Source organism: Rhodoferax sp. BLA1 (genome assembly GCF_013416775.1).
Taxonomy (GTDB): Bacteria; Pseudomonadota; Gammaproteobacteria; order Burkholderiales; family Burkholderiaceae_C; genus Rhodoferax.
The window spans coordinates 274,073-298,575 of record NZ_SZVI01000012.1; the positions used below are offsets into that span (position 1 = coordinate 274,073).

20 protein-coding genes are annotated in these 24,503 nt (G+C 63.8%); 14 read left to right on the forward strand and 6 right to left on the reverse strand.

Going from position 1 to position 24,503, the window contains the following annotated elements; translation table 11 throughout:
• Position 1: 1 nt before the first annotated feature.
• Positions 2-1,315 carry a type II toxin-antitoxin system HipA family toxin gene (locus FDG13_RS14065; protein ID WP_180129037.1) on the forward strand — a complete coding sequence of 438 codons (1,314 nt, stop codon included), beginning with the start codon at positions 2-4 and terminating at the stop codon, positions 1,313-1,315.
• Positions 1,316-1,506: 191 nt separating this feature from the next.
• Here FDG13_RS14065 and FDG13_RS14070 read toward each other — a convergent pair whose 3' ends face one another.
• The 3 genes from FDG13_RS14070 to FDG13_RS14080 are packed head-to-tail and all read right to left on the reverse strand — an operon-like array spanning position 1,507 to position 9,421.
• Entirely contained in the window at positions 1,507-3,048 is a 1,542-nt protein-coding gene (locus FDG13_RS14070) for a hypothetical protein (protein WP_180129043.1), read from the reverse strand.
• A gap of 40 nt (positions 3,049-3,088) precedes the next feature.
• Entirely contained in the window at positions 3,089-8,527 is a 5,439-nt protein-coding gene (locus FDG13_RS14075; protein ID WP_180129044.1) for a CHAT domain-containing protein, read from the reverse strand.
• A gap of 60 nt (positions 8,528-8,587) precedes the next feature.
• On the reverse strand, positions 8,588-9,421 hold the full coding sequence (locus FDG13_RS14080) for a caspase family protein (protein ID WP_180129045.1): 834 nt from the start codon (positions 9,419-9,421) through the stop codon (positions 8,588-8,590).
• 530 nt (positions 9,422-9,951) lie between these two features.
• Here FDG13_RS14080 and FDG13_RS14085 point away from each other — a divergent pair.
• On the forward strand, positions 9,952-11,547 hold the full coding sequence (locus FDG13_RS14085; protein WP_180129046.1) for a methyl-accepting chemotaxis protein: 1,596 nt from the start codon (positions 9,952-9,954) through the stop codon (positions 11,545-11,547).
• A gap of 22 nt (positions 11,548-11,569) precedes the next feature.
• Positions 11,570-11,965 carry a VOC family protein gene (locus FDG13_RS14090; protein WP_180129047.1) on the forward strand — a complete coding sequence of 132 codons (396 nt, stop codon included), beginning with the start codon at positions 11,570-11,572 and terminating at the stop codon, positions 11,963-11,965.
• Positions 11,966-11,993: 28 nt separating this feature from the next.
• On the opposite strand, the gene FDG13_RS14095 is transcribed toward FDG13_RS14090, so the two are convergent.
• Together FDG13_RS14095 and FDG13_RS14100 are read right to left on the reverse strand one after the other, a co-directional pair.
• Positions 11,994-12,293 carry a flagellar basal body protein gene (locus tag FDG13_RS14095; protein ID WP_180129048.1) on the reverse strand — a complete coding sequence of 100 codons (300 nt, stop codon included), beginning with the start codon at positions 12,291-12,293 and terminating at the stop codon, positions 11,994-11,996.
• Positions 12,294-12,339: 46 nt separating this feature from the next.
• A complete protein-coding gene (locus tag FDG13_RS14100) occupies positions 12,340-13,668 on the reverse strand; it encodes an SPOR domain-containing protein (protein ID WP_180129049.1) in 1,329 nt (442 codons plus the stop codon).
• Positions 13,669-13,769: 101 nt separating this feature from the next.
• On the opposite strand from FDG13_RS14100, the gene FDG13_RS14105 reads away from it, so the two are divergent.
• From FDG13_RS14105 to rhtB, 7 genes are all read left to right on the forward strand, one after another.
• Complete coding sequence (locus FDG13_RS14105) at positions 13,770-14,375, forward strand: hypothetical protein (RefSeq protein ID WP_180129050.1); 606 nt, start codon at positions 13,770-13,772, stop codon at positions 14,373-14,375.
• Positions 14,376-14,633, forward strand: a complete 258-nt coding sequence (locus tag FDG13_RS14110) for a hypothetical protein (protein ID WP_255435260.1) — start codon at positions 14,376-14,378, stop codon at positions 14,631-14,633.
• A gap of 14 nt (positions 14,634-14,647) precedes the next feature.
• On the forward strand, positions 14,648-15,694 hold the full coding sequence (gene pyrC, locus FDG13_RS14115) for a dihydroorotase (protein ID WP_180129051.1): 1,047 nt from the start codon (positions 14,648-14,650) through the stop codon (positions 15,692-15,694).
• Positions 15,695-15,738: 44 nt separating this feature from the next.
• The gene (locus FDG13_RS14120) at positions 15,739-16,617 is read left to right on the forward strand and encodes an NYN domain-containing protein (protein ID WP_180129052.1); all 879 of its coding nucleotides are present in this window, start codon (positions 15,739-15,741) and stop codon (positions 16,615-16,617) included.
• Positions 16,614-17,381 (forward strand): DUF3025 domain-containing protein, encoded by a 768-nt coding sequence (locus tag FDG13_RS14125; RefSeq protein WP_218942731.1) that lies wholly within the window; start codon positions 16,614-16,616, stop codon positions 17,379-17,381. Before FDG13_RS14120 ends, FDG13_RS14125 begins: the two co-directional genes overlap by 4 nt.
• A gap of 119 nt (positions 17,382-17,500) precedes the next feature.
• Positions 17,501-18,376, forward strand: coding sequence for a protease HtpX (htpX, locus tag FDG13_RS14130; RefSeq protein ID WP_180129053.1), 876 nt, complete (start codon positions 17,501-17,503; stop codon positions 18,374-18,376).
• A 525-nt stretch (positions 18,377-18,901) separates the two neighbouring features.
• Entirely contained in the window at positions 18,902-19,531 is a 630-nt protein-coding gene (gene rhtB, locus FDG13_RS14135; protein WP_078364423.1) for a homoserine/homoserine lactone efflux protein, read from the forward strand.
• A 72-nt stretch (positions 19,532-19,603) separates the two neighbouring features.
• Here rhtB and FDG13_RS14140 read toward each other — a convergent pair whose 3' ends face one another.
• A complete protein-coding gene (locus FDG13_RS14140; protein ID WP_180129054.1) occupies positions 19,604-20,638 on the reverse strand; it encodes a LacI family DNA-binding transcriptional regulator in 1,035 nt (344 codons plus the stop codon).
• Between the two features lie 177 nt (positions 20,639-20,815).
• Between FDG13_RS14140 and FDG13_RS14145 the strand changes: the two genes are divergently transcribed.
• Genes FDG13_RS14145 through FDG13_RS14160 form a run of 4 tightly spaced genes read left to right on the forward strand, consistent with a single transcriptional unit; the run spans position 20,816 to position 24,201 of the window.
• Complete coding sequence (locus FDG13_RS14145; RefSeq protein ID WP_255435261.1) at positions 20,816-21,319, forward strand: gluconokinase; 504 nt, start codon at positions 20,816-20,818, stop codon at positions 21,317-21,319.
• Positions 21,316-21,828 (forward strand): TRAP transporter small permease, encoded by a 513-nt coding sequence (locus FDG13_RS14150; protein ID WP_180129055.1) that lies wholly within the window; start codon positions 21,316-21,318, stop codon positions 21,826-21,828. The genes FDG13_RS14145 and FDG13_RS14150 overlap by 4 nt, the downstream gene beginning before the upstream one ends.
• Positions 21,829-21,834: 6 nt before the next feature.
• Positions 21,835-23,127 (forward strand): TRAP transporter large permease, encoded by a 1,293-nt coding sequence (locus tag FDG13_RS14155; RefSeq protein WP_218942732.1) that lies wholly within the window; start codon positions 21,835-21,837, stop codon positions 23,125-23,127.
• 54 nt (positions 23,128-23,181) lie between these two features.
• On the forward strand, positions 23,182-24,201 hold the full coding sequence (locus tag FDG13_RS14160) for a TRAP transporter substrate-binding protein (RefSeq protein WP_180129056.1): 1,020 nt from the start codon (positions 23,182-23,184) through the stop codon (positions 24,199-24,201).
• Positions 24,202-24,503: the final 302 nt, after the last annotated feature.

Sequence of the window (24,503 nt, forward strand, 5' to 3'; positions counted from 1 at the left end):
CATGCGTCTGGATGACTTGTACCTTTGGTACCTGGGAGACCCGACGCCTCGCTACGTGGGTGCGTTGAAGCTGGTTGCTGCTGGCAAGGGCGTCTCGCTCCACTACGCCGGGGACTGGCTTGCCAATGGATTCGCACTCAGCGAAGACTTGCCTCTCGTGGACAACGAGTTCTCCCCGCCCGGGCGGCTGAGCGCCAACGCGCCCCGCGCAGTCGGTGCCGTGGATGACGCGCGTCCGGACCGATGGGGTGAAAAAGTCATCCGGTTCATCGACAAACCCAAGCGTACGTCGTTGATGGAGATGCTCTACTACGCTGGTGACGACCGTTTTGGTGCGTTGGGGGTCTCGACCTCACCCGACACCTACCTTCCCAGAAAAGGTGGCCCCCTGCCGATGTTGGCGCAAGCCCAAGAGCTCAGCGAGGTTGTGGCCAAGATCGAAGCCGGCGACACCTTGACTGCTCTCGAAGCCAAAATCATTGAAGGGGGTGGCAGCCCGTTAGGCGGCGCAAAGCCCAAGGCGCTGATCGACATCGAGGGCGAGCAGTGGGTCATCAAGTTCTTCAACCACGAGTATGTGGATGCGCCGCTCATAGAGCACGCGACCATGACCTTGGCGGCGAAGGCCGGTATCTCCGTCGCCCAGACCCAGGTTATTCGCCTGGTGGCGGCGAACGCCGTGGCCATTCGGCGATTCGACCGCGTGAACGGTCGGCGAATTCACAGCATCTCGGCAGGCACTGCTATCCGAGCGGCAACCCCGGCCGGCAACGAGCCAGAAATGGGGTACCCACAGCTTGCCCGAATCCTTCGCAGAATCGGCGTCACCCACGGCGATGCGCATCTGGCCGATGCCCAAGAGTTGTTCCGCCGAATGGTGTTCAACATCCTGGTCGACAACACCGACGACCATGAGAAGAACCACGCACTCTTGGTCGTGAACCCCACCGCCCATGGACGGCTGAGGCTGGCACCGGCGTATGACGTACTGCCCACCAACTCCGGCCAGGGCTATCAAGAGTTCATCTGCGGGACGGACGGGCAAGATTCCACGCTGGCCAACGCGATGTCCCAGTGCGACGCGTTTGGGCTGACGCCGGCCCATGCCGCCGCGCAAGTCGTTCAAGTCATCGGGGTGGTCAACACCTGGCGCGCGCACTTTGAATCCATGGGGGTATCGGAGCGCGACCTGGACAGCTTGGCAGAACGCCTCGACGGTGACCAATTGCTGAGCCAGCGACAGACGTTTGACGCAAGCCAGTACCAGGGTGCACCTCCCAAACGCAGGCCGACAAGCCCATTTCGCAGGACTTGACGCGCGACCGACGGGTCTCTGGCCGGGAGCCTCAGAGTTTCTCGATTGCATGGCAAGTATTTGGCAGGCGGAGCGGCAAGCTGTATGCCAGCGCCCAGCCTCAAACAGTCACCGATCCATGCACGAGAAGTTATAAGCTTTTTTGGCCTCCTGCCCTTTTATCAAAAGGGTCAATAGCTAGCAAAACCATATCAAAACAGCGGCGCCAACACCGCCTCGGTGGCCAGCGCTTGGCCACCTGGCTGGTGTAGCCAGACAAAGCGCTGCGCCGGTGCCGTTGTGGTGGCGGCCTGGGCAGAGGGCAGGTGGGTTTGGTCATTGGTCAGCACCACCACGCGGCGCAGGCCGGGGGTTTCGGCCAGCACCTGCAGCTCGTGCAAACAACCCCGGTTGTGGGCCTCAAAGTTGCGCAGGTCCATCAGCACCACATCGCTGAGCTGCACCAGCTCGGCCAGCGCCTGCTGCCAGGTGTTGTCGTGGCAATAACATTCGTTGACACGGTGTCGGCCATCCACATCGGCGCGCCAGACAAACTCGGCCAAGCGGCGTGGCACATCGGCCGGGGTCTGGATAAAACGCTCACCCAGCCGCCCGTCGATGAAGGTGAAGATGTCATCCACGTCGATGGTGCGGTCCAGCAAGTCGGTGCCCGCAATCAGCACGGTGTTGCCCGTCAGGCGCCAGCGCTCAATCACCCGGTCAAACAGCTGCTGTACCTGGGCGTCCTGCTGGAACACGCGCAACACCAGCAGCGTTGGTGGCCGCCCGGCCTGCTGTGGCGTGGCCAAGCGGCGCATCCAGGCCCCGGCCAGCACAATCCATAACAGCGGTGCAAAACACACCAGGGCGCCCCAGCCCAGGCTGCTGGAGGCGGCCAGCGCCGGTCCGGTGAGTGCCACCGTCCACACCGCAGTGAACAGGTAAAACAGCTCGGACACCTGTTGCTCTCGGTAAGCCCTGGCCAGTTGGCGGCCCAGCCAGCGCGCGGGCCACCAGGCCAGCAGCCAGGGCAGCAGCGCAAACAACATCAGCGCGGCGGTGGCGCCCAGCCAACTGGCCAGCCATTGGATGAAGCCGCTGTTGGCCTTCACCAGCGCGGCCAGCCCATCCAGCCCGGCCTGTGAGGACGCACACAACAACACAAACACCGGCGCCAGCCACGGCCCCACGGCGCGGGTGGCGCCGCCCAGGCACAGCGCGGTCACCACCAGCAGCGGCAAACCGATGTCAAACGCCATCCATTGAACAAGCATCAGCAGCGTCACATTCGCATTGGTGCGCCAGCTCAGCAACAGCACGGCCAGCACAAACCAGCCCAGCATGGCCGCCACAAAACGCCAACGCGACCAGCGGCCGATCACCGCCAGCACCGGCAGCACCGGCCAGGCATAGGCAATGCCCAGCGTGGCCACGGTTTTGAAGGTGATGGGTGCGTCGGCCAGCCACTGGGTGAGCAGGGTGCGTGTGAAGGCGATCAGCAGCGTCAGCAGCAGAAACTGCGCCAGCAGCCGGTGGTAAGCGGCGCGGTTGTGCTCCAGCGTGATCGCGGCTGCCGGGGCGGGCCGTTGCGGGCTGGGGCTGTGCTCGGGCCCGGTGCTGTGGGCGGCGGCGTTCAAAGGTGCGCGCATCAGCCGCTGCATGCTGACGCGGTAACGCCAGGCCACCAGTTGGGCGCATACCACCGCCAGCAGTGTGGCGATGATCAGCAGGGTGAGGATCTTGCCGGAGGCCATGGCGCTCAGACCGGTCTGCTGGCGGGCAGAACGTGTCGGCTCACGTCAGGCTCTCTAGCAGCTGTTCCAGCAGGTGGCGCGTGGGTTTGTCAGCTGCTGACCACAGGCTCAGCAAAAAGTCGAGGTTGTCGGTCAACGCGGCCAGTTCACGCGGGCTGCTGGCCCGGCCAATCGCAGCCCGGTAGGCCGCCAGCACCGGTGCAGCTTGCGTACCGGCAGGCACTTTGGCGCGGCGGCGTGGCTGGTTGGCTGCTTGTAACAGCAGCTGGCTCAGGCTCAGGTCGGCCAGGCTGGCGGCGTCCCAGAAGTTGGGGTTGTCGGCCAGGCGCTGGCTCAGTGCACTGCGCTGTTGCGCCAGCTGGGCGGTGATGCCCGCCGTGTCGAGCTTGGGCGCGGTGTCACGTTGAGCGATGAGCAGGGTGGCGGCCAGCCAGTTGGTGAAGGCATAGGCATCGCTGTGGCGCAGCAGCGACTGCTGGTAGTGCAGCGCCATCTGGCGCAAGGCGGCCAGCTGTTGCGAGGCATCGGTTTGTAACACGGCCAGGCGTTTGTGGGCGCTGCCCAGCAGGTTCAGCCGCTCAGAGCTGGGGCTGCGTTGGCACAGCAGCTGCAGGTCGGCCACCGCGGTGTCGATGTTGTGCACCGCCTGTTGCCGCACCAGCTCGCGTTTGGCCGGGCTCAGGCGGCGCGCCGCGCGCCAGCTGTGTTGCGCCAGGCGCACCCGGAAGTTGGCATGTTGCTCCAGCACCCGCATTGGGCAGTCGCCACGCTCGGCGGCCAGGGCTTTGTCGAGCCAGTCCAGCGCCTGCTGCCACTCGCGCAATTCACCCCAGGCCAGGCCCAGCGCTGCGCAGACATCGGCGCGTTGTAACCACTGCTCGGCCTGGGCTTGTGGCACGCGGGCCAGGCGGCTGGCGATGCGTTCGCTGCCATGGCTGGTGTGGCCACCGGCGCACAGGTCGGCGCTCAGGTTGTTGAGGTCCACCACCAGCTCATGCGGTGTGCCGAAGTCGGGCCAGACGGTTTGTGTGGTGCTGCCGTCACGGTGCAGCCGGAAGTCCGGGTCGCCATAACACTGGTAGGCGCCCCAGGTGTTGACATCGGGGCAACGTGTCCAGACCTCTTCACGCGCGCGGCGCACGGCTTCACCAAACGCATCACCGGACAACATGCCCTGGTAGAAACTGGCGGCAAACACCTGCCCGGCGCGGTCGTCCACCGCCCAGCCTGCGGCAACCACGGCGCGCACCCCCATGCGGATCAGTTCCTCACCCAGATTCGCCGCCAGCCCAAGCCGGTCCAGCGGGCGCGGGCCGTCCACCCGCCCCAGGTGGCAGCAGTTGACAAACACCAGCTCGGGCACAAAGCGCAGCTGGGCGATGTCGCCCGGGGTCAGGAAGGTGTCTGCCCCCATCACCATGCCCGAGATCGGCTCGACACCCACAGCTGAACCCGGGCGCCGGTACTGGTGCACCCCATGACCGGCCAGATGCAGGATGCGCCAGCTGTTTTTGTGCAGCGCCTCCAGAATTGATGTGCTGCTCTGGTCCACACAGTCGAGCACCTCATAGCCGTTGTTACCCAGTTGTTGGGCCACTTGCTGGGTTTCCTCGCGCGCGCCGGGCAGGTCGGCAAAGTCGGCCGAGCCGCCCAGGTCGGGGTTGCCAATCACCAGCGCGGTGTTGCTCAGGCCGTGTACCGGCCGTTGGCGAAAGGTGCTGGTGCGGAACTGGCGGATAAAACCCGCCGCCACCGCAGGCGGGCGCTCACCGGTGGCCCAGCGGTTTTCGAGCAGTTCCCAGGGGTAGGGCGCGGTTTGCGCGTCCACCAGCACCACCAGGTTGCCCTGTTGGAGCGCCATTTCGCGCAGGCGCAGCGGCAGCAGCATCTCAAACAGGGTTTTGGAGGCTTCCGAGTTTTGCCCGGTGCTCTGGCTGGCGATCTGCACAAAACTCTGCGCCAGTGCCAGCTGCCCGGTGGCCAGGGTTTCTTCGGCGCGGGCGCGGTCGGTCGGGAACACAAAACGCAGGCGCCCGGTGTCCTCGGTGATCTCCAGGCGCTGGTACCACTCGGGTGAGGCCACAAAACGCACGCGCCGGTGCCCGCCTTGCCCGGTTTCCACCGCCTTGGCCTCCCAGCGCACGGCACCGGCCAGCGCCTCGTTGTCCACCAGGCGGCCCAGGGCGTCGGTAGCGGCAATCGCAATGTCCTCAAACAGCTCCAGAAACTCCAGCCGGTCGATCAGCACCCGGTTGTCCAGGCCCTGATCGGCCAGGCGCCGGTTGGCGCAGACCGCAGCGCGCAGGATCGCCTCCAGCGCATCGGCCACCGGCAGCCCGCCCGAACCGGTGCCCACCAGCAGGCAGGTCACTGCCGCCGAGCGTGGCCGCCCGCCCTCACCAAAGCGTGGGTCGGGCCAGTGCGCCACATCCAGCGCAAAGTCCAGCAGTGCGGCGCGCACCGAATCTTCCAGCAGACCTGGGCTCAAGGCCCCCACCTGGCCCAGCCCCACCACCACCGCCCCGGCCGGTTTGGCGCTGGCCGAATCGTTGAGGAACACCGTGTTGCTGCCCAGTGGGCCGGGGTAAATGCCCAGATCGAGCCGACGCGTCAGCGCACCACCCAGCTGGCGGTCCAGCACTGCTTCGGCGCTGACCACGGTGTCGCCCTGGTAGTGGCCCACCAGCACCGGGTGGCGCGCGTAGGCCAGGTTGCCGTGGCGGATGGCGATCTCGATGGGGGGCAGCGCCGCCTCCGACGCAGCTTGGGGCGCCAGCGCCTGGCCAGACCAGCCCAGGCTGCTGATGTCACCCGGCGTGGGTATACCGTCCACTGGCGGTGTGTCGGGCAACACAAAACGCTCTTCACCCGCTGCGCCACGCGAGCGCGCTGGCGGTGTGCTGGGCAGCAGCCGGGTCTGGCCGTTGACCAGCAGGTCCAGGTAACCTGGGAAGGCCCGGGGCTGGGCACACAAGGCATCGTGCGCGGTGTCTTCGGCATACCAGGTGGGCACACCGGGCAGGCAGCCCGACTGCCAGCTCACCGTGCCATCGCCCTCGTGGGTGGCAATGAACTGCAGGCGCTTCTGGTCGGGCCGCCACCAGGACGGGCCCGGACTGAGCTGGTAGTCGATCACCGTGCTGGGCTGGCAGCCAGCCACGTACACCATGTGTTGTGGGGCGGGCGGTGCACTGCGCAGCAACTGCCAGGTGGTGGCAGCCTCTTGCAGTGCGGCGGCGGGCGCGGTGGCCCAGCTGGCGCGAATGGCCTGGCGCAGCTTGTCCCAGCGGCTGGTGTCGGCAAAGTCGGGGTCGTTCGGGGCAAAGGGCAACAGCTCCAGCAGGCCCGGGTAACGCGCCACCAGGCCAATGATCTGGTCGGTGTTCTGGGTGATGTCGAGCAGCGTGAGCTTGGTCTGGGTCGGGTTAAAACCGGTCAGCCAGCGCACCGCCTCGTACGAGCCCAGGTTGGGGGTGCCCAGCATCAGAAACCGTGCGCCGGGCAGGCGGGTGATGCGCTGCCACAGCGCGCTGCCCACGCCGCCGTCCGCGATCATGGCGCGCACCACCAGACCCCCCATCGAATGGGCCACCAGGCGCAGCGGCTGGCCACTGCGTTCGGCCTGGGCCACCAGCGGCTCCAGCGTGCTGGCCAGGCGGGCAGCGGCCTGGCGCACCGAGTGGCGCCAGTCGTAGGGGAACAGCTCCACCTGGTGGCTGCGTGCCAGAAACTCGACCAGCGGGCCATAAAAGTCGTCGACCAGCCCCACCGGGCTGATGCCAGGCCGGTCCATGGCCAGGCGTTTCAGGCCACCTTTGAGCAGCGCCCAGTAGTCCAGCCACACGGTGTCGTCCTGCACGCGCAGCTGACTGCCCATGGTGCCGGGCAGCAGCACCACGATCGGGCGCGGCTTGTTGGGGCTGCTGCGGCTGCGTGTTGCGGCGGCCTGGCAGCGCGGGGCGGCGGGTGGTGGGGCGGTGAGAGGTAAAAAACCACCGCTGTCGGCGTCGCTGCGGCCCAGCGCCGCGCCCAGCCAGCGGATGCTGGCCTCGTTGCTGAAATAACGGAAGTGGTTGACCTTGGGGCCGCTGTCCTGGCGGAAACGTGCACCCGGCGCCAAGCGCGCCAGGCCGCCCCCCATGGACGCCGTGTCCACCACCAGGTCGTGCGCGTTTTTGTAGAACCAGTCGTTGGCCAGCACCTTGAGGGTGTTCCACAGGCCGTCACCGGGCTCGATGTCACCGGCGATCACACTCAGGTCGGCACTGGTGGCCAGTTCGGGCACGCCGTTGAGAAGCCGGGTCAGCGCTGAGCCGGGCACCATGGCCTCGATGCCGGGCAGGGTGCGTGGGTCGGTGCGCTCCTTCACCACGGCCAGCAGGAAATCCAGGCTGTCACCAAACAGACCGTTGCCGGTGGCCGCGTTGACCAGGTAGTCCAGCACCGAGAGCCAGCGGTCCAACCGCCCCGAGGCCAGGGTGGTGCCACGCGCTGGGCAGGCCACACGGGCAAAACGGGTGACGCGCATTTGTTTCTGGGCCAGCAGCGCCACCAGCTCCAGCAGGTGCTGGCGGTCGGCGTTGTAGTCGGCATCACGCGCCCGGGCCTCGGTGTCGGACAGCGGCGAGAGCCCGAGTTGGGGGGCGATGCTGCGGTCGGCTGCAAACAGCTGTTGCACCTTGTCAGGGGTCAGCAGTTGGTCCAGTTTGGGGCAGCCAGAGAGGGCCAGCAGCTCACCCACCAGGCCGCCGCGTGAATGGCTCACCAGATGCAACTCGGCGCCGCTGGGCAGGCGTTTGACCAGGGCCAGCGCGTTCTGGATCGGGCTCTCGGTCAGGCTGCGGTGCTCCAGCGCCAACACCCGCTCACCATACACCGGTGCCAAGGATTGGCGCAGACGCGCTGCTTCGGTGGCGCCCGGTTCCCACAGCTTGCCAAAACTGCCCGCTGTGCTGGAGGCCGTGCCATGTAAAAACACCAGCAGCGGGCCCTGGTTGGACGGGATGGGGCTGGTGTCGGGCAGGCTGCGCAGTGTCAGATCACTACTGAGGTCCAGCTGGTACAGGCCGGGCGGGTGCTCACCCAGCAGCTTTTGCTCAAAGTGTTGGCCCAGTTTGCGGGCGGATTTTTCCGCCAGGTCCAGGCCAAAAAAATCCAGCACCCGGATCGCCAGGCCCAGCAGTCCACGTTCACCTGCGCTGCTGGTGCGTGGTGTCAGTCGCGAGAACTCCCAGGCGGCACCGGCGTCGCGGCTGGGCAAGGCGCCATATTCCTGTGCCAGGTCATCCACCCGGCTCCAGAGGACAAAACCGTTGTCCAGCTCGACCCGCACCACGGTGTTGCCCGCCACCTCGATCTGGTCACCAGCCCCGTCACGTGCGGCACCGGGGATCAGCCGGTGGCTGGGTGCCATCCCCCCGAAACGTGGCGCGCGGGTGTCACTCAGGGTGCCGCGGATCTTGTACAGCTGCTCTGCCATGGGACGCTCCTGCCAGATGGAACACAACCGGTGCCGCACGCGCGACACCGGCGCGGGAACTTACGCAAAAACCTTGCTTTTCCGGGCTGTGTCACTGCCCACAATTTGGGGCGACTGCGGGTAACTGGCCGAGGGCAGGTATTTGAGGATGGCTTTGTGCCAGTCGGCGTAGCTGGCTTCTGGTTTGAGCGTTTTGAGGGCTTTGAGCGCGTAGTAGGTGAAGGCCCCGTTGTAGCGGCCCTGGATGTGCGCGTCATAACTGAAGTTGTTGGGGCCTTCTTTGCAGCCCGACAAAAGCAAGTCACCCAGCAGCCGTGAATAAGCCCCCAGCAGCGGGGAGGCGCCCGCCGGTGCCAGCACAGTGGCTGCCAGTTTGCCCGCGCGGTTTTTGGGCAAATCTTTGGCCGGCAACCAGTTGCCCATCGGCATGAAGCGTGGCCGGGTGTCGGCACCGGGCTCCGCCTTGGCGGCACGGGTCACGGTACCGGAGTGGCAGCTGTCGGCAATCAAGACCAGGCGAACACCGGGCTTGCGCGCGGCAAACAGGGTTTTGATTTCGTCGTCGGTCAAGGCCGCGCCCTTGGTCTGCAGGTCATACGGGCACAGGGCTTCATCGAGCCCGTCGGCCTCGTCACCATCGGTGTCGGGCTGGTAGCTGCCATGGCCCGAGAAGGTGATCACCAGGCTGTCGTTTTTGCTGGCCTTGCTGATCAGGTTGCTCAAGGCCGCCACCATGGCCGCCTTGGTGGCTTGATCGTCGAGCAGTTTGCTGACCCCAAAGCCGCGTGCGCCCAAACAGTCTGCCCAGTCGTTGGCGTCGTTGACACAGCCCTGCAGGTCCATGTGGGTGCCGGGGTAGTTGTTGATGCCGATACACAGTGCCTTCTTGGCCATGATGACGCTCCTTGGTGGGACAGGTTGAACAAACGGGCAGGCTTGACTCTCCAGATCTTCAGAGGAATAACAACGGCAAAAAAACCAACGAGGGGGAGGCCGATGGGTGCGCAGCGTGGCAAGTGCCAGTCGGTGTCGCTCGAGCGACTTGTGTTTGTGGGGGCAAGAAATTCTAGCGATGCAGCTATAAGACCGGTAACTTTTTGATGTGGATCAAGATGGGTATGCCACACACCAGTCGTCAGGAGGCTGGCAGCAATCAGACGACAATACGCGGCCCTGCGGCCTAACGCCCGAGCAAGCTCAGTCAAGTGAGTGCAAGCCTTTTTGGCCTCCAACCCTTGTATCAATTGGTCCGGGTGCTACTGGGATGGTAGTGATTCTCTCAGCCGGCAGTGCACCACCACGCCACTTGTCGGGTGAACGGTGGTGTGGCGAGGGCGGCATTGCATCAATTTGCCGCACCCCCAACAATCCAGACGCGCCATCAGGTCGCCAGGTGTTTTTCAACTTATCAGGAGTGTGTCCCAATGCATTTTTTCCACCACTTGCGCCTGTCGCAGAAACTCTACGGCCTGGTGTCCTTTTTTCTGTTGGCCCTGGTGCTGGCCAGTGCCCTGGGCATTGTGCAGATGAAGCAGCTCAGCGACGAGCAACGCCTGATGTACACCGAAACCGTGGTGCCGCTGCGCAAGGTGGTGGATGCTGGCCGGCAGGCGGCAGTGCACTTTCGGCGCATGTACCCCTACATCCTGAAAACCGACCCGAAGTCGCGTGAGGAAACCACCGGGCTCAATGGCAGTTCCGAAAAAGACGTGCTGGGTGCCATCGAGTTCCTGCGCAAGGAGGCCCCCACCGACGAGTTGCATGCGCTGGGTGACAAGCTGGCCGACAAGTGGGCGCAGTACAAAGGCTCGGTGCAAAAACTCTACGCAGCCGCTGACGCGGGCAATGCCGATGGCGCCATGGAAGAGCTCAAAGCCGCCACCGACCCGCTGCATGTGGAGGTGCGCAACCTGCTGATCGAGGCCGGTAAAAAGCAGGAAAGTTATTCCAAAGACGCTACCGAACGAGTTGCCGCAGCGGTGGACCGCACTGCCAACATCATCATGGGCATCATGGCGCTGGCGATTGTGATGGGCATCGGTTTTGGTGTTGCGGTGATTCGCTCGGTGCAGAAGCAGCTCGGCGGTGACCCGGCCGATGCGGTGGACGCGGTAGCCCGGGTGTCAGGGGGAGATCTGGCCACGCGGGTGGAGGTCAGCGCTGCGGATCAGAGCAGCCTGATGGCCCAGCTTGAAAAAATGCGCCTGGGTCTCTCGGACACCTTCAAGTCGGTGCGCCACTCGGCCCAGACGGTGTCTCAGGCTACCCACGAAATTTCCTCAGGCACCAACGACCTGTCGGCGCGCACCGAGCGCCAGGCGGCAGCACTGGAGGAAACCTCGTCCTCGATGGAACAGCTGGGCTCCAGCGCCTCACAAAATGCCGACAGTGCGCAGACCGCGCACCAGCTCGCAGGCAAGGCCTCGGCTGTGGCGAGCCAAGCCGGTGACATGGTGGCCCAGGTGATCCAGACCATGAAAGGCATCAACGACAGCAGCGACAAAATCGCCAACATCATTGGTGTGATCGACAGCATTGCGTTCCAGACCAACATCCTGGCCCTGAACGCGGCGGTGGAGGCCGCCCGCGCTGGTGAACAGGGCCGTGGTTTTGCGGTGGTGGCCTCTGAAGTGCGTTCACTGGCACACCGCAGTGCCGAGGCCGCCAAAGAGATCAAGGGCCTGATCGACACCAGCACCCACAACGTGGCCGAAGGCGCCACCGTGGTCAACAAAACCGGCGCAACCATGGGTGAACTGGTCGACGCGATCCGCCGCGTCAGCGACCTGATTGGCGAGATTTCATCGGCCAGCAGCGAGCAAAGCCTGGGTGTGCAACAGGTGGGCCAAGCCGTGGCCCAGATGGACGAAGCCACCCAGCAAAACGCCGCCCTGGTGGAGGAAAGCGCCGCCTCGGTGGAGTCGCTCAAAGAGCAGGCGCAACAACTGGTGCACGCCATTTCGGTGTTCCGGCTTGGGGATGACAATAGCCGTTCTTACGCCGCACCACGGCTGAGCTGATCGGCTGGAGTTGGCGCACACCATGTTCTCTCACATCTTTGTTGGCACCAACCATTTCGAGTCTGCTTTGGCCTTCTACCAGCCGCTGATGGAGGTGCTGGGGGTGCAGGCGCAGTTTGTTGAGGCTGATCGGCCTTGGGCCGGTTGGCAGTCGCAGCCCGACCCGAGGCCGCTGTTTTTGCTGGGCAAGCCGTTTGACCAGCAGCCCCATACACCGGGCAACGGGCAGATGGTGGCGTTTCTGGCCAGCAGCCGAGCCATGGTGGATGCAGCCTACGCGGTGGCGCTGCAGCATGGCGGAAGTTCAGAGGGGGCGCCGGGTCTGCGCCCGCAGTACCACGCCAACTATTACGGGGCTTATTTTCGTGATCCGGATGGCAACAAGTTATGTGTGGCTTGCCACACCGCCGGGGACTGAGCTGTCCGCCAGCTGATGGCGCGCTGGCTTAGGCGTCGAGGTCGAGCAGGGCGCCTGCCATTTTGTTGCTGGTCTTGAACACCGCCAGGTTCGCCAGGTAGGCGTGTTTGGCCTGCAGCTGCGAGACCACGTCTTCCTCCAACGCCGCACCGGGCTGGGACGCTTTACCCACACTGGCCGACACACCGCCTTCGGATTGTTCGGTCAGAGCCACCTGTTGCCGCGTGAACCCGTCGGTGTTGAGTTTGGCCACGTTGTGCGCCGCCACATTGAGCTGGGTCTGGGCGGCATTCATGCCCGAGAGGGAAATAGATGAAACAGAGGCCATGGTGCTTCCTGTGGCGAAGGGGGAGGGCGCCAATGTAATCACACTCTCAGGGTTTGACAAGCGCCGCGTCCAGACCAAGGGCTTTGATTTTCTGAATGCCAGCCTCGGCCTGGGCCGGTTTGACGTAGGGCCCGACCCGAATCCGCGTGCGTGGCCCCTGGCTGGTGTCGATCTCCTGCGCTGTGGCGGGCAAGCCAGCGGCTTGTAATTTGGCCAGCGCATTACGCGCGTTGTCCGGGTTGGCAAACAGGCCTGCGTTGATGTAGAGGCCTTTGGTGGGCGGCGCTGCCTTGGTGACCTGGCTTGCCTTGGCGGCCGTGGTTTTGGGGGCTTTGGCGCTGGCAACTTTGGCCACCGGTTTGGAGGCGGCGCGTGCTGCCGGTTTGGACGCAGAGGGTGCTGCCGAGCTGTGTACCGAGGCTGGCGCAGCGCTGCGACCCCGAGGCGCGCTGGCGGCGCGTTCCAACGCCGAAGCCGCAGCTTGGGGCGGGGCGGAGGCCACCAGCGCGGCAGAGGCTGCGGGCTGGGTGAAAGTGGCCGGCAACACGGTGGGCACCGAAGCCGCGGCCGATGCGGGCATTGCCAGGGGGGCAGAAGCAGCGGTAGACACCGCTGCCGAAGCTGGCGTGGTGTTGGCCGCTGAGGCAGCGGACGCCGCCGACAGAGCAGACACCTCCAGCGGTGTCGAGGCCGCTGACGCAGGCGCCAGCGCAGCCGATGCCACCTGGCTGGCCGCAGGCGCAGCGGGTTCAACGGCACTGGCCGCCAGGGCGGGCGCGGGAGTGCTGTCTGGCAGCGGGGTGTCGGTGCCATCCCACCCCACCCAGCGCAGGTAAGCCAGCCCCGCCAGTGTCAGCAGCAAGGTGTTGGTCAGCAGCAGCCGGATAAAACGCTGGCGGGTGCTGGCCCGCTGGCTGAGCTGGGCGCAGGCCTGCACAAGGGTCTTGTTGTCGGCCACCGCGCTCATCATGGCTTGGCGGCAGTGGTTGTAGAGCAGGGCGTTGCCCCACAGCCCGCTGGCCAGCATGCCCAACCCCAGGCAGGTCAGCAACAGCTGGTAGATCAGCTCGTGGGGCCAGTCCAACACCAGCAGGCCCAGCGCCACCAGCAGCACCGCACCGCCCAGCAAAGCCCCTGCAAACACCAGCGCCGGGCCCCACAAGCGCCGGAAAATCATCCAGTTGATGGTGTACAGGCAGGCCGACAGGTTCCACGACAAGGTGGCTTGACCGGCGGCTTCAAAGCGGCTGAAGATGGGAAGGTAATAATCCTTGCCAATCGGGCCAACCGCCGCGCCGTACAGCGTGGTCATCGCCATGGTGGGCGAGCTGTCCAGCGAGACGGTGTCTTGGGCACGGGTGATGGGTTCGGGCATGGTTTATTTTGGCATGGGCACCCTTGGCTGGGTAGGGTCTTTGCAAACTATTGATTAAATAGCAACAAGCGCATACAGAACGAGGGGCAACGTATTTTTTTATGGATATTTTTATTTCGGTCTTCATCATTGGTTTTGGCCTGAATTCGTTCACCCAGCGTGACCAGCAGGTGCGTATTGCCCTGCTTGGCGCCTACCTGGCCAAATTCCAGATCGAGAAGCTGATGGAGAGCCTGCTGCAGGGTTATTTGCGCGCCCTGGGTGAACCCGATGCACAGCGCCGGGCCGCCATCTGGAGCATGCTCGAGCCCGCCGAGACCGAGCTGTGCAACCAGTTCAATGCTTTTGTGTTGTCGTTCTCCAAAGTGCCTGAACCCCAGGCCCGCATCAGCAAGCTGCCGTTTGCGCTGCCTTACATCACCAAATGGCTGCCGGGTTACAGCTTTGACGCCCGCAAGGCGCTGAGCCTGCACGCCCACGCGATCACCCAGGCGGCCAGCCCGCAGCCTGGCCAGAGCCACAAGGACAAGGCCTTCACCCTGATGGCCGAGCTGTTCCTGATGCAACACACCTGCCACTGGTTTTGCCGTTCGCGCATGGTGGCATCCGCCCGCCTGTTGTCGCAGCACAAAAGCCCGTACCCGCAGGTGCTGCGCTCGGTCGCATCGTCCACGCGCGAGGCTTATCGCGCCCTGGTCGGGGTGTAAATGCCTGCGCCCAAGCTCTGGGGCCGGATCAAGGCCGCGTGCCTGGGCAGCCCACCGGTCCTGACCGATGTGCAGCGGGCCCAGGCGCTGATTGCGGCGATTGATGCCGGTGGCATCCCGCTCAACGCGGCCCGCATCAACGCCATTGCCCGCAGCCTCGGGCTGGAGGTGTCCACCCACGCCCCGGTCAACGACACCCTGGCCCGCATCCGGCTGGCACTGCAGCGTGTGACGCTGCCAGACTCCCCCAAGCTTTGATGACAATACCCGCCATGACATCCTCTCCCATCCAGACCCTCACCCTGACCCGCCCCGACGACTGGCACCTGCATGTGCGCGACGGTGACGCGCTGGCCACCGTGGTGCCCCACACGGCCGCCCAGTTTGGCCGCGCCATCATCATGCCCAACCTGCGCCCGCCGGTGACCACCACCGAGGCCGCGCTGGCCTACAAAGCGCGCATCCAGGCCGCCGTGCCGCCGGGTGTGGCCTTTGAGCCGCTGATGACGCTGTACCTCACCGACAAGCTGCCCGCCGACGAAATCCAGCGCGCCAAAGACGCTGGTGTGGTCGCCGCCAAACTCTACCCAGCCGGTGCCACCACTAACAGTGACGCCGGTGTGACCGACCTCAAGAAGATCTACAAAACCCTGGATGCCATGCAACGCGCGGGCCTGCTGCTGCTGGTGCATGGCGAAGTGACCTCGCCCGAGATCGACCTGTTTGACCGCGAGGCGGTGTTCATCGACCAGCAGCTGATCCCGCTGCGCCGCGACTTCCCCGAGCTCAAGATCGTGTTTGAGCACATCACCACGCGCGAAGCCGCGCAGTATGTGCAGGAGAGCGACCGTTTTCTGGGCGCCACCCTCACCGCGCACCACCTGCTCTACAACCGCAATGCCATCTTCACCGGCGGCATTCGGCCACACTATTACTGCCTGCCGGTCTTGAAGCGTGAAACCCATCGTTTGGCCCTGCTGGCGGCAGCCACCAGCGGCAACCCGAAGTTTTTCCTGGGCACCGACAGCGCACCCCACGCGGTGCACCTCAAAGAACACGCCAGCGGTTGTGCCGGCTGTTACACCGCCCACGCCGCGATGGAGTTGTATGCGCAGGCTTTTGATTCTGCAAACGCACTCGACAAACTCGACGGTTTTGCCAGCTTTTTTGGCGCCGACTTCTACGGCTTGCCGCGCAACAGCGGCCAGATCACGCTCAAGCGCGACAGCTGGACGCCGCCCGCCAGTTTTGCCTTTGGCCAGGCCGAACTCAAACCCCTGGCCAGTGGTGAAGCGCTGGCCTGGCGGCTGGTGGCCTGAGTCACAGCGCACGCGCCAGATTTACCCCTGCACAAGGAGTTGCCATGAATGTGTTCCTGATCGACGCCGACAACCTCAATTCGGGCGCCTGGGTGGACGAGGCCTTTCGTGTGCTGCAGGAAACGGAAGGCCCCTTGCCGGTGCGCCGTGCCTACGGCAGCGCGGAGAACCTCAAAGCCTTGGCCGACACCTTGTGTGCCTGGGCGGTACGCCCGTTTGTCAATTTGGCCTTGACAAAAAACACCACCGACATGGCGCTGGCAGTGGACGCGATGGAGCTGGCCTGCCAGAGCCCCACGCCCGGCCTGATCGTGATCGGATCGGGGGATGCCGACTTCACGCCGCTGGTGGTGCGCCTGCGTGAGCGAGGCATCCGTGTGGTCTGTGTCTCCGAGCGCAGCAAGATGGGCCGCGAGGCTTTGCCCGCCTATGACCGGGTGATCCTGGTCGGCCCGGAGCAGGGCACCGCACCCTCCGCGCCGGCCCGCAAGACCGCGCGCAAAACGGCCGCCAAAACCAGCAGCCCGGCGGCCAGCCCCAAACCAGCGGCGGCCAAAACCCCTGCCAAAAAAGTGGCGGCCAAAACCAGCACACGCACCAAAGCGCAGCAGGAGCAGCCAGCCACCAGCCCGGTGCCCGTGCCACCACCTGCACCCGAGAAACCAGCGCCCCAACCTGCTGAAGGTGCGGCCCATGCCATGCCGCTGTTGGACCTGGCAGCCATTCTGGCGGCCGTGCCTGCCTTGCAAACCGGGCAGGCGCAGCCGCTGGCGGCTGTGGCCAAGGCTTTGCTGGACGCCCGCTTGCGTGGCAAAAACATGACGGCCACCAAATTACTCAAAAAGTTTCCCCAGCAGTTTGTGCTGGCCCCACCCGAAAAACCCAGAACGGTGCAGTACATCCCGGCACCGCCAGCGGCTTGATTGCTGACATCGACTGGGCCGCACCCTGGCTGGCGCCCTGGCGCCAGCGTGGCGAGCCCATCACGCAGCAGGTGCTGGCCGGTGTGGCCCAGCCCGAGGCGCTCAATGCGGCTGCACAACAGCTCTGGCCCGCGCCCGGTCGTCCCCCCGTGCACTTTGTGCCACAAACCGATCTGCCCGCAGGCAAAGCCTACGAACAGTATATTTTTGAGAGCGGACAATGCCCGACCCGCGAGGGTTTGCACGACTTTTTCAACGGATTGATGTGGTTGCACCTGCCCCGCACCAAAACCCGCCTGAACCAGTTGCAGGCGGCGCAGATCGAGCGCCTGGGCATTGCCCCGGTACGCGGCCCCGCGCGGGATGCCCTCACGCTGTTTGACGAAAACGTGGCGCTGCTGCGTGCGCCCGATGCTTTGTGGAACGCGTTGGTGGCCAAAGACTGGTCACAGGTGTTTGGCAGACTGCGCCCGCTGTGGCATGAGTCCAGCCTGTGGTTGTTTGGTCACGCTTTGATGGAAAAACTGGTTGTCCCAAGAAAACCGGCTACAGCCCACGTCTACCGGGTGTGTCCTGCTACGGACGACATAGCAAGCCTGGATACCTGGCTGGCAACTGATCTGAGCGCAGACAGGCTGGCTGAGAAACCCTTTGCCCATCTGCCGGTGCTCGGTGTGCCGGGCTGGTGGCCGGGCAACGAGGTGCCTGGTTTTTATGAAGATGCCTCGGTGTTCCGGGCGCCGCGCTGCGCAGCACACAAATAGCTAAACCGCATGTGGATTTGGCCGCCGATTGGCTTGAATTCGCGCGCTTCACCCTTACCATTCGCGCCAACACGCGGCACATTGGTCGCACAACACACTGTTTTTACCAAGAGGAAACCATGAAACGCATTCTTTTGTTTGTACTCACCAACGTCATGGTGGTGGCCGTGCTGGGCATTGTGGCCAGCCTGCTGGGGGTGAACCGATTCCTCACCAGCAACGGCCTGAACCTGGGTGCTTTGCTGGGTTTTGCGCTGGTGATGGGTTTTGGTGGCGCGATCATTTCGTTGCTGATCAGCAAACCCATGGCCAAGTGGACCTCGGGCGTGCGGGTGATCAACCAGCCATCCAATGCCGACGAAGCCTGGATTGTGGACACCGTGCGCAAGCTGTCTGAGAAAGCCGGTATCGGCATGCCCGAAGTCGGCATTTTTGAAGGTGCCCCCAACGCTTTTGCCACCGGCGCGTTCAAGAACTCGGCGCTGGTGGCGGTCAGCACCGGCTTGCTGCAGGGCATGACACACGACGAAATCGAGGCGGTGATTGGCCACGAAATCGCCCACGTGGCCAACGGCGACATGGTCACCATGACGCTGATCCAGGGGGTGATGAACACTTTTGTGGTGTTCCTGAGCCGGGTGGTGGGGTCGCTGGTGGACAGCTTCCTGCGCAAGGGTGACCAGGAAAACACCGGCCCCGGCATTGGTTATTACGTGACCACCATCGTGCTCGACATCGTGCTGGGTTTTGCTGCTGCCATTGTGGTGGCCTGGTTCAGCCGCCACCGCGAGTTCCGCGCCGATGCGGGTTCTGCCCAGTTGCTGGGCCGCAAACAGCCGATGATCAACGCCCTGGCGCGCCTGGGCAGTTTGCAGCCGGGTGAGTTGCCCAAGAGTGTGGCGGCCTTTGGGATCGCCGGTGGCATCGGGCAGCTGTTCTCGACCCACCCGCCGCTGGAAGACCGTATTGCCGCTTTGCAAAACGCACAAAGCTGATTTTTCACACGTTGAGTTTTGATTTTGGTGCCCCAATCAGGTGTATCCTGGTTGGGGCTTTTTTGTGCTCTAGTCCTTGTGTTTAGATGGCTTGTTGCTATTTGTTTTGGTGTTCTCTTGTGGCTGAGTAGACTGCATTCGTGGTACGCCACAAGACTCAGGACGACGCGGCACTCAGCTCCGCGGCTGTCCTCCGCCCTGCGGGCTCCCCCTTTATGCCGCTGCGCTGAATGCCACGCCGTCCTGAGTCAGCCAGCGTGGTGGCATGGCATGGAAATCCGCTGCATGAGTCCCTACGTTGATGGTCACCGATAGCGTGGTGGCAGATGTGCTTGCCTGTTTGTCTCCAAGCAGGGATGGGGGTATACCGCTGGCCCCTGATGACATTGGGGTGAGTGGCGCAGCGGCATAAAGGGGGAGCCCGCAGGGCGGAGGACAGCCGCGGAGCCATTCGCCCCAGTGTCATCAGAGCGCGCACCAGAGACAGACCAAGCCAAACAAAGCCATAACCGCTAGACTCAACCCATGGAACTCTCAACCTGGCTTACCTTCTTCGCGGCCTCCTGGGCCATCAGCATCTCCCCCGGCCCGGGCGCCATTGCGTCCATGAGCGCGGGGCTCAACCACGGTTTCAAATACGGTTATGTCACGATATTTGGCTTGGTGCTGGGCATCTGGACGCAGTTGCTGATTGTGGGTGTAGGGCTGGGTGCGCTGATGGCCACCTCACACACCGCGTTTGTGGTGGTCAAGTGGCTGGGTGTGGCTTATCTGGTGTGGCTGGGCATCCAGCAGTGGCGCGCACCTGCGCGGCCCATGGTGGCGGCGTCCGACAGCGACGAGGTGGTGAGCCAGCGCAAGCTGATCCTCAAGGCCTGGATGATCAATGTGGTCAACCCCAAGGGTACGGTGTTTTTGCTGGCGGTGGTGCCGCAGTTCATCAGCACCGCTGAGCCCTTGTTGCCGCAGTACCTGATCATCGGCGCCACCCTGGCCTTCACCGACATGGTGGTGATGGCAGGTTACACCGCGCTGGCTTCGCGCGTGCTGGGCGCGCTCAAAAAACCGGCCCACATCCGTGCCATGAACCGCACCTTTGGCAGCCTGTTTGTGCTGGCCGGGTCCCTGCTGGCGCTGTTCAAACGCTCGGCCTGAGTGTTACGTCTTTGATAGCTGCTGGCCCTTGATCTATCAGGGCTAGAGGTCGATTTTCTCTATATCCACGGGTCAAGTGCTGGCGCGCACCACCAGCCGGTAACCCAGATCGACACCAGGTGCGGCCACCGGTTCGCGGTTGATTAGCGCCACCAACATGTTGGCCGCGGCTGTGCCGATTTCGCTGCGTGGCGTGTGCACGGTGGTTAGCGCTGGCAACATCTGGTCGCTGCCGGTCAGGTCGTTGAACCCGGCAATCGCCACCCGCTCTGGCACCGCCAGCCCCAGGCGCAAAGCTGCCAGCAGGGCGCCTTGCGCCAAGTCGTCGTTGCAGAAAAAGATGGCATCCACCTCGGGCTGCGCCTGCAGGATCTGGGTCAACATCTCCCCACCCAGGGCCATGGAAGAGGGCGCGGGGTTGAGCCACTCCAGCTTGGGGTCATACAGCTGGGCCTGCTGCAGCTCGGTTCGCCAGCCCGCCAACCGCTGGCGGGTGCGTGGGTCGAGCTGGGCACCCGCAAAAGCGATGCGGCGTTTGCCACGTGCCAGCAGGTGGCGGGTCATCTCGGCACCCGCGTCGGTTTGTGAAAAGCCCACGCTGTAAACGCCCTCGGTGTTGGACACCTCCATCAGGTGCACACAGGGCACCCCACTGGTCGCCATCATCTGACGGGTGGCTTCGTTGCGCTCAAACCCAGTGACCAGCAGGCCCGCCGGGCGGTGCTGCAGCAGCTCGCGCAGCAGGTGTTCCTCTTCGTTGGCGTCGTAATGGGTCACGCCCATCAGCATCTGGTAACCCGCCGGGCGCAGGCTGCGCTGCACCGCCTCCAGCACATCCACGAACAAGGCGTTGGAGAGCAGCGGCACCAGCACCACCACCTGGGCGCTGTGGCGCGAGGCCAGGGCGCGCGCGGCCGGGTCGGGCACATAACCCAGCTCCTTGGCCGCCGCCTGCACCCGAGCCACCAGCAGCGCGTCCACCGCGCGCTCACCCCGCAGTGCGCGCGACACGGTGATTGGGCTCACCTGCGCCAGTTGGGCCACATCGGCCAGGGTGACACGGCCGGTGGCACGAGATCGGGGGCTGGATTTTTTTGTGGAGGACATAGGGTAAATACTAGGGTACAACCAAAGTGAGCGGGACTAGGATAGCGCTATCCGAAGGTCGGAGTCAAGCCAGATTGCTCCTTCGCCGCTTGTTGTCAAGAGGCACGGTGGGGCAAGTCGGCAGCGACGCCGCCTTTTTATTTGATTTTTTGGGATAGCGCTATCCAAACAACGATGATGAATATTTCAATTGTGATTATGGGGGTGGCCGGGTGTGGCAAGTCCAGCCTGGGCAGTGGTGTAGCCAAGGTGTTGCAGCTGCCACTGGTGGAGGGCGACGACTTCCACAGCCCCGAGAGCCGCCAGAAGATGAGCCAAGGCATCGCCCTGACCGACGAAGACCGTGCGGGCTGGCTCGACCGTTTGGGTGAGCAGCTGCGCCAGCAACCGGGTGGCATTGTGCTGACCTGCTCGGCGCTCAAACAAGCCTACCGTGACCGCCTGCGCTTGGCCTCGCCGGGCTTGCGGTTTGCCTTTCTGCAGATCAGCCGCGAAGATGCTCAGGCGCGGGTGGGTTCACGCGACGCGCATTTTTTCTCGACCACGCTGGTCGACAGCCAGTTTGCCACGCTGGAAGTGCCCACCGGTGAGCCCGGTGTGTTGACGCTGGACGCGGCCAAACCGCTGCCGCAACTGCAGGCTGAAGTCGCGGCCTGGATGACTCACAAGGAGTTGACATGAGCAACAGCACACACATCGCACCCAAGGACAGCACCTTCCGGCGGCTGGCCAGCACCCTGATGGCGATTTGCCTGGGGGTGATGGCGCTCTCCGTCTTTATCAATGTGGTGCTGCGTTACGGCTTTGGCAGCGGTGTGGCCGCCAGTGAGGAGCTGTCGCGGCTGCTGTTTGTCTGGATGGTGTTTATTGGCGCCACCGCCGCCTACCCGGCCGGTGAACACATGACCTTCACCAGCCTGGTTGGTCTGCTGCGCGACAAGCCTCGGGCTTTGTTGGCCGCCACGCTGATGATCCGCCTGCTGGTGGTGACCTCGAGCGGCCTGATTGCCTGGGGTGCCTGGCAGCAGGTGGTGGTGGGCTTGGACAGTTATTCGGTGGTGCTGCGTTACCCCACCGCGTTGTTGCCGTTGCCCGCCTTTTTGTGTACCAGCGCGATTTGCGTGATGGCTTTGGTCGAATTTATCAAGCGCACGCCCTTGTTTTTGGGTGTGACCGCAGAGCAGGAGTAAGTCGTCATGTCAATCGAAGGTCTGGCTTTTTTTGTGTTCATCGGTGGCATGTTGTCGCTGCTGGGCATTGGCATGAACATGGGGTTGGCGCTGGCGCTGACCGGTGCCGCTATGTCCTACGTGCTTGGCTTCTGGGACACCCAGTTGCTGGCGCAAAACCTGGTGGCCGGGGTGGACAGCTTCCCGCTGCTGGCGGTGCCGTTCTTCATTCTGGCAGGGGAGCTGATGAATGCGGGTGGCATCAGCCAGCGCATCATCACCATGGCGCAGGCCTGGGTTGGTCACATCCGTGGTGGCCTGGGGTTTGTGGCGATTGGTGCTGCGGTGTTGATGGCCAGCATGAGCGGCTCGGCACTGGCCGACACCGCTGCCCTGGCGACCATTTTGCTGCCGATGATGCGCCAGCAAGGTTACCCCTTGCACACCTCGGCCGGGCTGATTGGTGCGGGCGGCATCATTGCGCCGATCATTCCACCCAGCATGCCGTTCATCATTTACGGCGTGACCACCAACACCTCGATCTCGCTGCTGTTCCTCTCGGGCATCGTGCCGGGGCTGATCATGGGTGTGGGCCTGATCTTTGCGTGGAAGCTGGTGCTGCGTGACCTGAGCCTGCCCAAGGGTGAGGCGCTTCCGATCAAGGCACGTCTCAAAGCCACGCTTAAGGCCTTCTGGGCGCTGCTGATGCCCATCATCATCATTGGCGGCATGAAGTCTGGCCTGTTCACCCCGACCGAGGCCGCCGTGGTGGCGGCGTTTTATTCGCTGGCAGTGTCGCTGTTTATCCACCGCGAAATGAAGCTGGTGCAGATCTACGACGTGCTGGTGCGTGCCTCTCGCACCACGGCCATCGTGATGTTCTTGTGTGCCGGTGCCCAGGTGGCCAGCTACATGGTGACCCTGGCTGACCTGCCCAATGTGTTGACCGCATGGCTCGGGCCCCTGGTGGAAAGCCCCAAACTGCTGATGGTGGTGATGATGCTGGTGCTGGTGATGATTGGCACCTCGCTCGACCTGACGCCCACCATCCTGATCTTCGCCCCGGTGATGTTGCCGATTGCGGTCAAGGCGGGTATTGACCCGGTCTACTTTGGCCTGATGTTCATTCTGAACGGCTCCATCGGGCTGATCACCCCGCCCGTGGGCACGGTGCTCAACGTGGTGGCCAGCGTGGGGCGGGTACCGCTGCACCATGTGATCCGGGGCATCAGCCCGTTCTTGATCACCTACCTGTGCATCCTGGCCCTGTTTATTGCGTTCCCGCAGATCGTTACCGCACCCGTCGCCTGGATGCGCTGACGTTCATTTTTCCAACTCTTTTCACGCGTTCCATTTCAACAACAGGAGATTCTTATGACATTCCTTCGCAGAACCCTCATCGCCGCCGCCAGTGTGGCCGTGCTCAGCGCCTCGTTTTCCGCGCTGGCGCAAGACATCAAGCCGCGCCTGATCCGTTTTGGTTATGGTCTGAACGAACAAAGCAACCAGGGCCGCGCCGCCAAGGTGTTTGCCGATGAAGTGGCCAAACTCTCAGGTGGCAAGATGAAGGTGCGAGCCATTGGCGCCGCCGCTCTCGGCCCGGACAACCAGATGCAACAGGCGCTGATTGGTGGCGCGCAGGAAATGATGGTCGGCTCTACCGCCACGCTGGTGGGCATCAGCAAAGAAATGGCGCTGTGGGACACACCGTTTCTGATTGGCAACGTGAAAGAAGCCGACACCCTGCTGGATGGCCCGATTGGTGACAAGGTACGCAACAAGCTACAGGACAAAGGCATGGTGGGCCTGGTCTACTGGGAAAACGGCTTCCGTAACCTGACCAACAGCAAACGCGCCATCACCAAGATGGAAGACATGCAAGGCATCAAGCTGCGTGTGATGCAGAACAACGTGTTCCTGAGCAGCTTCCAGACCCTGGGTGCCAACGCCATCCCGCTGGCATTTTCTGAACTGTTCAGCGCACTCGAAACCAACACGGTCGACGGCCAGGAAAACCCGTTCAACACCATTTTGTCGAGCAAGTTCTACGAAGTGCAGAAGTACATGACGGTGACCAACCACGTCTACAGCCCCTGGATCGTGACCGCCAGCAAGAAGTGGTGGGACCAGCTCTCCAAAGACGAACAAAAGGTGCTGATGGACGCTGCCAAGACCAGCCGTGACTTCGAGCGCAAAGACACCCGCGACGAAGCCGCCAAGGCCATGGGTGACCTCAAAGCCAAGGGCATGCAGATCAACGAACTGTCTCCCGTTGAAGCCGGCCGCATGCGCGACAAGCTGACCAAGGTGTACGCCACGATTGGTGCCGACATCGGCATGGACCTGTGGAACGAAACCCAGGCTGAGCTCAAGAAGATCCGCGGCGGCAAGTAAATGCTGCCGGGGCTGGGGGGCGGTTCGTTGGGAGCCGTGCCTCTGGCTCAGGTTGACCAGCATGTCACGATTGATAGCGCCTGACCCTCGATTCTTAAGGGGTATAGGCGCTTTTTTCATATGAAGTCGGTGGCAGGTGTCTCCTGCCGGGCTGTTGCGCCCGCGCCACCCCCTAAGAATTTCTCCCCATTCCTGCCGTACCTCTGTGAGGCGCGCGCTATAGTGATTGCGGCCCCCTAGCCCCCGCACCTGATCCAGCCAGCGGGACGACGGGGCACATCTGCCCACCCCGCCAGGGGGTT